Origin of the sequence: Pseudomonas sp. Teo4, from assembly GCF_034387475.1 — a bacterium.
Lineage (GTDB): Bacteria > Pseudomonadota > Gammaproteobacteria > Pseudomonadales > Pseudomonadaceae > Aquipseudomonas.
In genome coordinates, this window is sequence record NZ_JAXCIL010000001.1 from 2,459,114 (window position 1) to 2,471,939 (window position 12,826).

General features: G+C 53.7%; 7 protein-coding genes and 5 pseudogenes. 7 read left to right on the top strand and 5 right to left on the bottom strand.

What is annotated here, in order from left to right; translation table 11 throughout:
• Positions 1-7: 7 nt before the first annotated feature.
• Both PspTeo4_RS11045 and PspTeo4_RS11050 read left to right on the top strand, forming a co-directional pair.
• Complete coding sequence (locus tag PspTeo4_RS11045; RefSeq protein WP_322363780.1) at positions 8-1,240, top strand: ethanolamine utilization protein EutH; 1,233 nt, start codon at positions 8-10, stop codon at positions 1,238-1,240.
• 218 nt (positions 1,241-1,458) lie between these two features.
• Entirely contained in the window at positions 1,459-2,337 is an 879-nt protein-coding gene (locus PspTeo4_RS11050; protein WP_322363781.1) for an NAD(P)-binding domain-containing protein, read from the top strand.
• Between the two features lie 888 nt (positions 2,338-3,225).
• Here PspTeo4_RS11050 and PspTeo4_RS11055 read toward each other — a convergent pair.
• On the bottom strand, positions 3,226-4,521 hold the full coding sequence (locus tag PspTeo4_RS11055; protein ID WP_322363782.1) for an alginate export family protein: 1,296 nt from the start codon (positions 4,519-4,521) through the stop codon (positions 3,226-3,228).
• Between the two features lie 601 nt (positions 4,522-5,122).
• Between PspTeo4_RS11055 and PspTeo4_RS11060 the strand changes: the two genes are divergently transcribed.
• The 3 genes from PspTeo4_RS11060 (at position 5,123) to PspTeo4_RS11070 (ending at position 7,750) form a co-directional block, all read left to right on the top strand.
• Positions 5,123-5,335 (top strand): hypothetical protein, encoded by a 213-nt coding sequence (locus tag PspTeo4_RS11060; protein ID WP_322363783.1) that lies wholly within the window; start codon positions 5,123-5,125, stop codon positions 5,333-5,335.
• 10 nt (positions 5,336-5,345) lie between these two features.
• Positions 5,346-6,854, top strand: coding sequence for a cytosine permease (locus PspTeo4_RS11065; RefSeq protein WP_322363784.1), 1,509 nt, complete (start codon positions 5,346-5,348; stop codon positions 6,852-6,854).
• Between the two features lie 113 nt (positions 6,855-6,967).
• Positions 6,968-7,750 (top strand): acetoacetate decarboxylase family protein, encoded by a 783-nt coding sequence (locus PspTeo4_RS11070; protein WP_322363785.1) that lies wholly within the window; start codon positions 6,968-6,970, stop codon positions 7,748-7,750.
• Positions 7,751-7,888: 138 nt separating this feature from the next.
• Here the strand turns inward: PspTeo4_RS11070 and PspTeo4_RS11075 are convergent.
• The 4 genes and pseudogenes from PspTeo4_RS11075 to PspTeo4_RS11090 all read right to left on the bottom strand — a co-directional run.
• Positions 7,889-8,110, bottom strand: a pseudogene (locus PspTeo4_RS11075) (DNA polymerase V subunit UmuC); the annotation flags it as partial.
• Positions 8,109-8,225: pseudogene (locus tag PspTeo4_RS11080) on the bottom strand (LexA family protein); the annotation flags it as partial. The pseudogenes PspTeo4_RS11080 and PspTeo4_RS11075, both read right to left, overlap by 2 nt.
• 176 nt (positions 8,226-8,401) lie before the next feature.
• Positions 8,402-9,442, bottom strand: a complete 1,041-nt coding sequence (locus PspTeo4_RS11085) for an ABC transporter substrate-binding protein (protein ID WP_322363786.1) — start codon at positions 9,440-9,442, stop codon at positions 8,402-8,404.
• A gap of 481 nt (positions 9,443-9,923) precedes the next feature.
• Positions 9,924-10,211, bottom strand: a pseudogene (locus PspTeo4_RS11090) (transposase); the annotation flags it as partial.
• Positions 10,212-10,818: 607 nt separating this feature from the next.
• Here PspTeo4_RS11090 and PspTeo4_RS29880 point away from each other — a divergent pair.
• Positions 10,819-11,751: pseudogene (locus PspTeo4_RS29880) on the top strand (HAMP domain-containing protein); the annotation flags it as partial.
• Between the two features lie 342 nt (positions 11,752-12,093).
• Positions 12,094-12,609 (top strand): annotated as a pseudogene (locus tag PspTeo4_RS29885) (methyl-accepting chemotaxis protein); the annotation flags it as partial.
• Positions 12,610-12,826 lie beyond the last annotated feature (217 nt).

A 12,826-nucleotide genomic window follows, 5' to 3' on the forward strand; every position in this document is an offset into this window, starting at 1 on the left:
ATTTTCAATGCAGGATCTAGGGAACTACGTTATCTACGTCATCATGTTTTTCGTTGGGGTTGGGGCCCTGGCGGCAATACGTGATGACAGACAGGGATTGGGGGCAGAGTTTGTAGCCGGCATTCACACCATAGGCCAACTGTTCATCCCTATCGCTGGAGTCATGGCTGCGGTGCCGTTTTTGACTGTGCTAATCGAAAAAACAGCAGGCCCTCTCTTCGGTGCAATGGGGGCTGATCCTGCCATGGCGGTAACGACCATGCTTTCTGTGGACATGGGCGGCTATCAGCTGACCCACGCCTTAGCGAATAGCAATGAATCCTGGATCATGGCTTCGATCAACGGCTTCATGCTCGGCCCGAATGTAGTGTTCACCATTCCAGTGGCGCTGGCGCTGCTGCCTAAGTCAGAACATAAGTACCTCGCGCTTGGAATGATGGCTGGCATCATCTCGATTCCGGTGGGCGTGCTTGCCGTTGTCTTCCTGATCGATGCCATGGGCACCCCTATTCGCGCGGAGATCTCCACAACCGCCGCATCGGATCTCCAGTTGCATTTCGACCTGGGCACGGTTGCAACCAACATCGCGCCACTGGTTATCGTTGTGCTGCTGCTCGCTGCGGGCCTGCGCTTTGCGCCGAATCTAATGATCAAGGGATTCATGGTTTTCGGACGCTGTGCCGATGCGGCCATGAAAATCGTACTGGCACTGTCGATCATCCAGCTATCGACGGGCGCATTCACGTCTCTGCTCGGCCAATGGGGCTTCGATCCGATCATTGCAGACGCCAAGGATCAGTTCCGAGCCTTGGAGATTTGCGGCTACATCGCCTTTATGCTGGCAGGCGCATTTCCCATGGTCTATTGCATACAGAAGTACCTCAGCAAACCGCTTGAGGTCGTGGGTTCGAAGCTTGGCCTCAGCGCCATCGGGAGCGCAGGCATCGTCGCAACTACTGCCAATCCGCTTGCCCTGCTCCGGCTGATTCCTGACATGAGCCCTCGCGACAAGGTCATGACCATTGCCTACACATGCTGCGGGGCTTGGGTTTTGGGTGACGCTTTGGCTTACATTGCGAACTTCCAGCCGACACTGATCGTCCCGCTCATGCTGGGCAAAATCTTCGGCGCGGTGGTCGGTCTAGGCCTGGCCACCTGGCTCTCTGTACCTCGTGCGATTGAGCTCGCTCAGGAAGATATGCCAGCCCGAGCAGAACCAGTGATGCTCGCCACAAGCTGATCACCGCATCAACTGGAAGGCTCCCTACAGGAGCCTTCTTCATTTTCCAGGGCCGAAAAATCCGGGCTCAGGTACTGCCTCAGCTTTGCCGAAATTGGCTAGGGGCCACCGTAAACCACTCTGATAATCGACTCGTAACTCGACGATTGAAACTAGGCACCAAATGCTTTGTTCGAGGTCGGGACGGGCCACAACTTTACTAATCAGAGGCTAATAAAATGAGTAAAACAGTTACCGTCATCGGTACCGGCCTGATGGGCTCCGCGTTCGCCAACACCCTGCTCAAAGCCGGCACCAAGGTGACCGTATGGGATGGCCGCCCAGCCACAGCTGCAGGTGTCGTAGCCAATGGCGCAACCCTGGCCTCCTCCTTCGCCGATGCTGTCAACGCCAGTGACGTCGTGCTGTCCATCATCAGCAGTGCTTCGGGTGGCGCCGCTCTGTTCCAGGAAAACGCCAGCAAGCTCGACCTGAGCAATCGCTATGTGATCAACCTGAGCACCGCAATGCCTGAAGATGGCGAGCTGTTCCGCTCGGTCGTAGAAGGCAACGGCGGCAACTTCATCAACGGTGCCATCACCTCTTACCCTGATCTCATCGGCGGCCCGTACACCATCGTCCAATACGCCGGTAATCCTGACGTATGGACACAGGTCGAGCAGACCATGAAGCCTGTTGCCCCGGAAGGCACCCTCTACACCGGCGAAGACCTGGCCGTCCCATGCACCGTCGACGCCGCCATGACTGGCAGCTTCTACGCAGTAGGCCTGGCCGGGTTCCTGGAGGCTGCAGCCTACGCCAAGACCCATGGTGTGAATGCCAGCCAGCTGGGTGATTTTGCCGACAAATGCATCGACCTGCTGCGTTACAAGGTCAAGAAAAGCATCAAGGAAATCGAGTCCAACGACTTCAGCACCATCCAGGCAACTGTCGACGTTTACCTCGATGCGGTTATTCAGTGGCGTGACGCTCTCCGTGCGTCCGGCCTGCGTGCAAGCCTGATTGCAGCGGTGGCTGATGACCTGACCGAGACCCAAAAGGCTGGCCACGGCGACCTGGGCTTCTGCGCCCAATACCTGACTGCCAAGAACCAATAATCAGCGTTGCTCAAGCCCCGGTACGTGCTGCATAGGCGTACCGGGGCTTTTTCGTTCGTATGCAGACCATTTGATCTTGCCACCAGACTTCAACAGTTACGTTGCCGATTTCGAAAAGTGCTACTAGCGCGGCCGAAGCGACCACATAATCGCCTCGCATCATCCTGATACTGCCCGATGTCCAAGCAACGTCGGATCTGCTCTTCAATCCGAATACAGCTCCTGCCCTGAGTGGGACATGCCTGCGGCAGGCGTTCTGAAGTGAATGTCACCGTCTACCCGGATCCGGTGAGAGGCCGGGAGGGACACTTCAACCCGGCTGCTATTTCAGAAGATGAGCCCGCCTGGAGGGCAATGTTCGAAAAGCTGGGCAAGCACGCGAACAACGTTGGGCCCGTTGGTAACGCACCATTGCCCGAGTCAGCAGCATGGTTGAGCTACATGTTCCATGCCGTGTCAGCTACTTATTCTGCAGCCGCATTTGAAAATGCTCGGTCTTCCATCCGGTGCACTGCTGTCGGCACTGACCGATATCCCCATGCTGCGCGTTACCGGTGCCGATGACATGCTCCCGCAAGAGGCTGATCGATGAAATACACGAACCGTTCTCCCAGGCCTCCCAGCTTGGGTATGGCTTCTCAGATGTTTCAGCCGTTAATGGACTCTCAGCATTGAGTTCTCGTGCCGAACTGGCCTTGCAAGTCCGGCATATTTGTTCAAAAGAGCCGATCTAAAGGCTGCTCACTCCCCAGACCAGCAAAAAAAGCCGCCCAGGAGGGCGGCGCAATGTTCGGCTGGTGAAACCGTAGACCAGTAAAAAGCGGGGCTAGATTAGGGCCAGCCCCCTGGATTACCTATCCAAAATGCGAAACCCGTATGGCGGGGAGATCAGAAGCTATATACCGCATACGCCTGGAATAGATGAGAGGTATCACGACTGCCGAATAGATCCTCTGCACCCTGCCCAGGCTTCGCGACACCAATCAGCCCGCCCACAATCCAATGAGCGTCCGGAGCCCAATCGACGTAGAGGTCAAGCTCCTTGGCGAAGTCCTTGCTGTTGACCCCGTCAGGCTTGTCTTTGAAATCGAACTTGTACAGCACGGCCCCCGCCGTCACAGTCTCAACCGGGTGGAGGGTGAGCTTGAACTGACTGGTGGTTTGGTTGTTATTGAACAACATGTACTCACCCACCACCTCGCCCTGAACCCACGTCCCCCACTCCCCTGAGGAGCCATAGAACAATGGGTCGTACCCGCGGGAAAACTCAGAGTACTTGTAGGCCACCTTCGGCTGCCAAGGGACTTGACTGAAGGTATAGCTAGCGCCGGCATACCAGCCGTGAGCCCGGGCATCGTCATTCTTTTGCCAGACGTATTCCGAAGAGAGCTTCAGGTCTGAGATACCAGGAACAGGCAGCCCAATCACCCGCACATCATCAACCTCCAGACCATCTCGGAGCTCAGAGGCATTGTCCGTTACGCGCATGTGCATGTAGCCAACTTGACCACCGCTCTCAAGGTTGTATTGGAGGTTTCCGCCCTTGATCTCCACACGCTCCTTGTAGTCGATCACGTCCACATCAGCTCGTGTACGCAGCGAGAATGCGTCAAAGTGGAAAGCACCATGATCAGCACTCAATACCAAGGTGTTATCGTAGGCTTTCCGGGCTCCGAACCAGTAGCCACCTTCATGCCCCTGCTCCGGATGTCCATCCGCGAGCAGAAAACCATCGCCAACGATAAAGTTCTGCCGGCCGTAGCTAATACCGACTTGATCCAGCCAACCAAGTTCCTTGGCTGTTAGCTTAAGATAACCGTCCTCCCAATCCGTGTACTCCGGATCATCACGCGTGGCCCCAAGACCATCAGTGTCGCCTCGACTGAGAGAAGAAATCGCGCTGACTTTCCCACTGAGCGTCAACTGCTCGGTCAGTGGGATAGAAAGCTCAACTCCGTATTTACCGTAGCCCTCGTATCGTTCGGCATCGCGATCAACTGGAAAGCCGAAGCTGCTTGTAGTGCCACCGAAAGCCTGGTTCTTGTGGGAAAACGCCGCTGCTCCGATTTCTAAGCTGGGCGTAAATGATACCGCCCCTACTTGAATGGGCTCTAACGCATAAGCGGAAACAGATAAGAGCGACACGATGGAACCCACCAAGCCAGTCACTTTTATTTTATTCAACTTCTTCTGCTCCTAATGTCTGGATTTACAGCTTGGATTTTTTATTTAGACAGGACACCCGAGCGAGAACACGCAAGAATACAAGCTGAGCCGTAGCCACTCACTGCTGCGCAGGAGTAAGTCAGCACTAGAAAGCATCCATGATTTCAAGACTTATATTGGGGATGCCTAGCAAAAACCTAGCACCGTGAAACTTTCGCCCCTATCCAAAATCGGCAACCCACTGGTGAGACCTGACAACGGCTGGCTACCTGGGATGCTGGTCACGACAGACAGAAGCGCCGGAGGACATCGGCGCTACCTCTCAGGGGCCTTGAGCCACACACGGCCACGCGCAAATACGCGTGCTTGAGAGCCTTAATTGAGATTGCCAATTCTGGATATTGGAGCAACCAAGGCGGGAGTAGCCTAGCTATCAAGGCCCGGATCCGACCATCCGACGCCCCCGTCCTAAACTTGAAAGCTGTGCACAATAAAGATTGGACTTTGCGTGTGAGGGATGATTGAAGGCACCTGCCTATCGAGCTACCCCTGAGTTTTCTGCCTCTCTATAACAAACACTACTGGCATACCTCCAAGAGCTGCCTAGAAGAGGGTCAAAATGAGCAAAACCGAAGTCGACGCTAGCTCAGGGATGATGCTGACTAGCCAAAGCCTGAACCAGGACTTGGTTCGCCAACTAAGCGCTTTGGCCACGGAAGAACACACTTCCTCCGATTGCTGGAGGTCAGCTCACCCGATGATCGTTGAAGCGACCGTGTGGATTCTGATCGCAGCGATCCTCTGGATCGGCACCTTGATGATCGTTGTGTAGGAGGCCAACCATGACCAAATCCAGTATCGAATTCAAAAACCATGTAGAGCAGGAGGCACTTGCAGGACGCCTTCCCGTGCTCGCCCGTGACCGTGTGTATAAGACATATGGCTCGTTTCTTTGGACATGCTGTGCATTCAGCGCAGCGACCTGGGCATTTCTGATCGGGAGCTACCTCCCATACGTTGGAGACTGGCGCCTTGGTGTGATGGGCTACGTAATCGGTCTTATGATCGGCATGGCCATTGTCACACTCGCCTCCGGCGTACCAAGCCACAAGTACGGCACCGATGTCATCGACAATGCCAAGTCATCTTTTGGCTATCGTGGAATTGTCGTTCCATTGTTCGGCCTGCTCGCCACGTTGGTTGGCTGGTCGTATGTCGTTGAAGCGCTTACCGCTCGCGGCGCAGCGAACATTGCCGCAACCATCACAGGAACCGAGGTAACCGGAACCTCTCATGAGCACCTGGTCATCGGTGTTGCTTTGGCAGCCTTGGTGCTGGTCTGGTTGATTGCAAGCAAAGGGCCCAAGCTCTTCGAGCGGCTCAATGGCTACATCGGCCCACTGCACATGTTCATCACCCTGGTGATGCTGGGCATTCTGATCCACAAGTTCGGCCTGCAGCACCTTTGGACGACACAGCTGCCTGCCGACCAGATGCTGAGCAAAGACCCTGTACAAGGGTTTGCCCTGGCGGTTGAGTTCGGCGTCTCGAACTCGATGACCTGGTGGCCCGTGATGGGTGGCCTGACCCGCCTCGTAGCGAAGCGCAAGCACGTAGTTGGCCCTTCCGTGGTTGGCGTTGGTGTCCTAGGCGCAGCGTTTGTGTCCACCGTCGCCGCCTTGGCAGCTATCAGTGCTGGCACCTATGACCCCACGATCTGGATGATCGCTGTAGGTGGCCCAATCTTCGGTTCGATCGTCATGGCAATTGTGCTGACTGCAAACATCGCAACCATGGTGGTCATGATCTACCTGGCCGGTGTGTCGGTTCAGCAGATCAAGATTTTCGCCCGACTGAAGTGGGAGCTCCTGCTGGCTGTGCTTTTGCTGCCAGGCGTCTACTTCGCCTTCAAAACCGAGTGGCTGCTCTCAGTAGTGATGAGCTGGCTGTCATACAACGGCGTCATGTTCGTCGGCATCACCGGCATCACACTCGTTGACTACTTCCTGCTTCGCCGCGAGAAGATCGATGTCACCAGCCTCTTCGCCCAAAAGGGTGGCAAGTACGAGTTCTGGGGGGGGGTGAACTGGATCGCAGTCATCATCACTATCGCCTCAACCTTCGGTTACCTGTGGCTCTACAACCCCGTCACCGTGGCCATGGCTGAACCCTTCCGCTACTTGGGCGCCTCGCTGCCAGTGATCCTGCTCTCCGGCGCGGCTTACTACCTCTGCGTTCGTCTGCTGATCGCTCCACTGCGCAAAGGTGATTACCAAGCAACCTCGGGCGCCATCAGTCGACCAAGCCTGGCCAGCCAGCAGGAAGCAGGCACCGTTCCGGTAAGCCTCTGAAGCAATCTTGAGGGGAGCTCCAACTCCCCTCTTCTCCCACCAACCGCGTTGCTAACTCGCGCTCATTTCAGGCGCACGATATTCATCGCCCATAGAAAATAAGGAGAAATACCGTGGGATTCGTTAAAACTGCCGAAGAAGTCAAAGAAATCCAGAAGCTCCTCGCCGATGGCAAGTTCACCACTGAAGGTGTGACAGTGGAGTTCGAGACAACGCCTGAATTCGTGCGCAGCGTCCTGGCTCCCTGCTTCGAACCCAGTGACACGCCTACCGCTTACGTGAACATTTCAAAATGGCAGAGCGCGATGTGCGGCGAGTTCGACTGCGCCATCGTCTTCCTGAAATGCCGCTACAAGGAGCACGAAGGCACCACCATGCTGTGGATCATCGTCAGCGGCGACATGCCCGTGACGATCGGACGCGAAATGTGGGGAGAGCCAAAGAAAACCGGCACTACCCAAGTCTACATGGACGGCCATCAGTTCTACGGCTTCGCTGAGCGGAACGGCCAGCGCCTGGTCGAGATCAGCGCCGAGTTTGGCGAAGACCAGGGCCCTGTCAGCTTCGAAGGCCTGGACTTCGAACTGAAAGCAAGCCCTCATGTGAAAGGCATCGGCCTGCAGGATAAGGTAATCCTCACCTGCATGAAGAATATGGAAAACTACCGGGTTCGCCGTGAAGGCACCGCCACACTGAAGCTGACCGGCAACGAGTTTGACCCACTGGATACCATCCCGGTCGTGTCGGTCGGTAAGGCCTACTACTCCCAGGGTGAATCGTCTTGGGTCGTCCCATGGTTTGACACGCTGGAAGATCCGGACGCCTACGTGCCTTTCATCTACGGCCAGAAATTCGACGACTTCCGGCACTTCCACAAGGCCAAGCGCTTCAAATAGAACCTGATCTAGCATGGGGCGCCGCGAGGCGCCTCACCTGCCAACTCCCCTCATCAAAAAGGGTTGAGGCTAGTGACTCAAACTGGCTCTTTGCCATTCGCTGCGAGAGGGCAGGTGTGGCATCAAGCAATCTTTCCGTCACTTACAGTAAACAGTCCAGAGCTCATCTACCCGCGTAGTGAGGCTTTGGCTCATCATCTCCCGGCGCATTGTCGCCCTGCCCCACCGACCGTTGACCGCATCGAGCACACTCATGAGCATTTCACTGGCCACCGGCTGGGTAGCTGCGAACAGGCCACCCGTGATCTCGCTCCGCTGGCTGAGGTCGAACAGAAGCACTTCAGCCTTGCTGTAGCGGAATGTGGCCGGGCTCCGCCTCAATGGAGCGGTCGATAATCACAAGGTCGCCTAGGTAGATGCCGGCGCCGATCATGCTGTCCCCTTCCACTCGCACCAGATAAATGTGAGGGGCCCTATCCGATACCCGGGATCCCAGCGGATCAACATGATGGCAAGGGTGTCGAGAGTACGTCTGTGACAGACCGTTTTGCAGACTGTCTCTAAAGCACTCGCTGTAGAGGGAAAGCGTCTGCGCCACTCCCTTCGATGCTGGAGGGGCGACTGAAAGCAGCCGCCCTGCTGCTGGACAGATTACTGCTTTGCAGCCCAAGAGTTAAAGCGCTGCTCCAGCTGATCTCCATGATCTGCCCAAAAGGATGCGCTGATAGCAACTTGGTGCGCCAGGTTCGCTTCGTCCGTTGGCATATTGCTTCGACGATTGGCATCCACCATGGACACAGCTGCACGGTTCACTGGGCCGTAGGCGATTTGCTGGGCATAGGCCTTCTGAGCCTCAGGCTGGAGAACCGACTGGATAAAGCGGAGACCCTCTTCGCGGTTCTTGGCACCCTTAGGAATGGTAAACGCGTCCATGTCATAGATCCCGCCATTCCACACAATGCGAAGATTGCTCTCCTTCTGCACCGCTGCGATGCGGCCATTGTAGGCAGAGCTCATGACGACATCGCCAGAGGCGAGAAATTGAGGTGGCTGGGCGCCCGCCTCCCACCACTGAATGTACGGTTTCAGTTTATCCAGCTTAGCGAACGCCCGATCTTGCCCCGCTTTACTTTCCAGTACGGAGTACACGTCCTTGGGCTCTACGCCATCGGCCATCAAAGCGAATTCCAGGGTGTATTTCGCACCCTTGCGCAGGCCACGCTTCCCTGGAATTTTTCCAACGTCCCAGAAGTCGGCCCACCCTTGAGGTGCTGTCTTGAGCTTTTCTGCGTTATAGGCGAGCACGGTCGACCATACAAAGAAGCCAACCCCGCAGGGCTGTACTGCCCCGTCGAGCAGATCTGGCGCCAGCCTGGAGATCGCGGGATCCTCGCCAACTTCCTCGAGCATTCCCTCATCGCAAGCGCGGGTCAGCTCAGGCATCTCCATTTCAACAACGTCCCACGCAACGTTCTTGGTATCGACCTGAACCTTAACCTTCGCCATTTCGCCATTGAACTCGTCGGCGATGATTTTCGTGCCTGTCGTTGCGGTATAGGGCTCGTAGAAGGCTTTGACTTGAGCAGCCTTATTGGCGCCGCCATGCGAGACCACAGTCAAATCAGCGTGCGCCTGCACTGCAATAGCAGAGCTGAAGACGAGTGTGAGACCGGTACTGAGGATTTTGGACATTATTATTGCCTCGGCTGGACATCGAAGTTTTAGACGATGGGAAACCCTAGGACTGCGGAAGCAGTGTCCACAGGCACCTAGGCATGTTTTAGAGTCTCCTCAAGACAGCGACAATCGGCCTTTCGCACAAATTGGCCAAAATGATTCATACAGAAGAATGAACGATTTCTGCCCCCCTTCACTAAACAGCACAAACACCTCAGCAAACCCCATTCCATAAGCTTCCCTGCGTCTCCCTTCCCCGCCCAGAATGCACACCGCCTGTTCCTCAAACGGCTAGAACGGAATCCAAAGGTGGTGCGTAGATGAAGGTGGTCACAGTCAAAGAAAACCCCTAGACCTGAGCTACTCAGTCCTTGCCCAAGGCGAGTACCGAGAGCAGTTCCTTGCCCAGCCTGAAGGCAAGAACCCGACAGTAAAGGTCACAGGGTGCGTATTGTTGGGGAGTGAAGAGCAGCTACAGCCAAGCGTTGTAACCTCAAAGATGCACCTTTAGGGTTTGCGCAAGGCGACGCGCCGTGTGATCCGTCGAGTGCTTCTTGATGAAGGCGTACCTCAGCCGCACTCCTTAGCAAAGTACGCGTCGGCCTGTTTTGAGATGTCTCGCTCTTCCGTCACGCGCTTGAATTCAGCACTTAGCTTGCGCTACTCGGCCTGCTGATAACAGCTCTTGAGTCCTGCTTTAGAGCTTGATCCAGGCGTAGAGGCTATGAACGGACATACCCAAGCGCTGGGAAGCATAGGCAACAGGTTTGCCGTTCTCGGTCACTTGCTAGACCAATTCGACCTTGAATTCTCTGGGGCACCGCTGACGACTCATGGCCCCTTCAAGCCTCGTTGTGAGGCTTAGAGGTAGCAACGAAAGCAGAAGTGGTTCATTGATTGGGTTACTCGTGATTTTGTAAAAAATCTAGTGATGCAGTGCAACCATCAACCTGCTCGACAAGTGACCTGTTGCAGGGAGAAAAGCTCAACGCCGACTAGCTAACGACCGTTCGTACGTCGTACCATGCAGTCAAACCGTAGTCATTGCCCATCCGCCTTGGAGAGTCATCGTGTACTTCTTAAGAAATTGGTCAATTAATGCGCGCATTGTGGTGCTTTCGGGCCTATGCATGAGCCTCATCGTCCTCCTGTTAGTCGGAGGCTCACAATACTCAGCGGAGCGGTCTTCCAGCTTAGCCGGGAATGTAGGAGCAGAACTTCTAGAGATTGGGGCAAATCGGCATTTGACTACTGTTGCCGAATCTACTGCTAGGCAAGCATCAGATTTTTTTATGAAAACTGTAAGCGCAGGAGAAAACCTCTCAAATCAACTAGTTTTACAGATTGTAGATCGGCGTACCCATCAAGATTCAGAAAGTCGGCTGCGCTCTATGCTCACTCAATCGATCGCAAAGCATGTTCAAAGTAACCCATCACTGTTTGGGGTTGGCCTTGCACTTGAGCAGGTTCCAGAAATAGATGCTCCCTTTCGAGATATGAGCTTCAAGGGAAATGAAAGTGGAAGATTCGCAATATACCAATCCAATAATATTTCCAGCTATACAATGCCAGAAAAAGAAATTATCTATAACGGAACTGCTGCAACGTTTTGGTATAAATGTGCGACAACCAATAAACGTACCTGTTTGGTAAACCCATTTTCGTACACTGACTTATCAGGGGGCACAACCCTGATGTCGACGGTGGCATTCCCCCTATTATCGGGAGAAAATGCTATCGGCAGCCTAAGCATAGATATAAGCCTTGCTGAACTCCAAACGCAAGCCAAGAAATCCTCTCAAAATATTTATAACGGACAAGCCAAAGTAATACTTGTGAGTGAGGATGGGACTATCGCAGCCAACAGCAGCGACTCAAATAGCCTTGGAAAAAAACTCGAAAAACTTGATCCAGCACTGAGTAAAATCCTGGCTACTAGAACACAGGACAAAACCACTGAAATAGTTAACTCAGATGGCAATACCATTGCAATTGCACAACTTAAAACTGGAGGTGGCGGTGAGTGGATGACGCTAATCTCTGTGCCGAGTTATATTGTCACAAAGCCAGCCGTAGAGTTAAACAGTCAGCTTGAGGAGCTTTATCGCGAGGGAAGACGTGATCAGTTGATTGTAGCAAGCGTAGTGTTTGCAATAGCCATCGCAGCGATTGCTCTGCTGGGCAGATCCATCACGACTCCGATAAACCGTGTATCGCTCTTGCTCAAGGAGATGGTGAGCGGAAATGGCGACCTAACTAAACGTCTGGTTCATCACCACAAGGATGAAGTAGGCACTCTGGTGGTTGGATTCAACCAATTTTTAGACAAGCTGCAACCAATTATTGGTGAAATTTCCCTATCAGTAGAGGAAACGAGACAGACCGCAGCAGACGCTGCAGCTATTGCTGAGTCTGGAAATGTTGGTATGCAACAGCAATTCAACGAGCTTGAACAGGTAGCCTCAGCATCACAAGAAATGAGTGCTACGTCCCATGACGTCGCACAAAATGCTGTGCGTGCAGCACAGGCCGCTGGGCTTGCAGAAAAAGCGACACAGAATGGCATGAGTTCTGTAAACGGAGCCTCTAAGTGTATTAATACTCTGGCTGAGCATATCGAAAAAGCCATGGAGGATGCGAGCCAATTAGCGGAAAGTAGTAAAAAAATAGGTGGAGTTCTAGATGTCATCAGATCCGTAGCAGATCAAACCAACCTTTTGGCTTTAAATGCCGCTATCGAAGCTGCTCGCGCAGGAGAGTCAGGTAGAGGCTTTGCGGTAGTAGCTGATGAAGTTCGGCATCTAGCTCAGCGCACTCAAAAATCTGTTGATGAAATCCGTATCGTAATTGAGCAACTACATCGTGACACTAAGTCGGTGCAGGAAGCAATGAACAGTAGCCATGACCAGATGACCAACAGTGTTGTCCAAGTGAGTGAGACCGCCGATTTACTTGGATCAATCAACCAGGCCGTTGAGGTCATCAATGAAATGAACATTCAGATTGCCAGCGCTGCCGAAGAGCAAAGTGTTGTTTCTGAAGAGGTGAGTAAAAATGTAGTGGCGATACGGGACGTGACGAGGCATTTAGCAGAAACATCTGAGCGATCGGCTAAGATTGCAGCAGACCTTAATAAGCTTGCCAACCACCAGCAACTTTTAATGTCCGAATTCACGATTTAGTTAATACAACAAATGAATGTATCCCTGCCAGGTTGTAGACCAACAGGGATACAGATTAGACTTAACAACCCCCTTAAGACATTAAAAGCATGAGTAACACACGCCAGATAGTCAAATGCCATCATATAACCAAGCCAACAAACGCCCGCAAACCAATAAAATTCAAAACTTTTTAAAATCGGCCAAGCGCCTACAAAAACACTGAAACTGACTACAA

Coding starts and splice junctions, on each gene's coding strand:
- PspTeo4_RS11065 (WP_322363784.1), top strand. CDS start 5,346: ATGACCAAATCCAGTATCGAATTCAAAAACCATGTAGAGCAGGAGGCA.
- PspTeo4_RS11045 (WP_322363780.1), top strand. CDS start 8: ATGCAGGATCTAGGGAACTACGTTATCTACGTCATCATGTTTTTCGTT.
- PspTeo4_RS11085 (WP_322363786.1), bottom strand. CDS start 9,442: ATGTCCAAAATCCTCAGTACCGGTCTCACACTCGTCTTCAGCTCTGCT.
- PspTeo4_RS11060 (WP_322363783.1), top strand. CDS start 5,123: ATGAGCAAAACCGAAGTCGACGCTAGCTCAGGGATGATGCTGACTAGC.
- PspTeo4_RS11050 (WP_322363781.1), top strand. CDS start 1,459: ATGAGTAAAACAGTTACCGTCATCGGTACCGGCCTGATGGGCTCCGCG.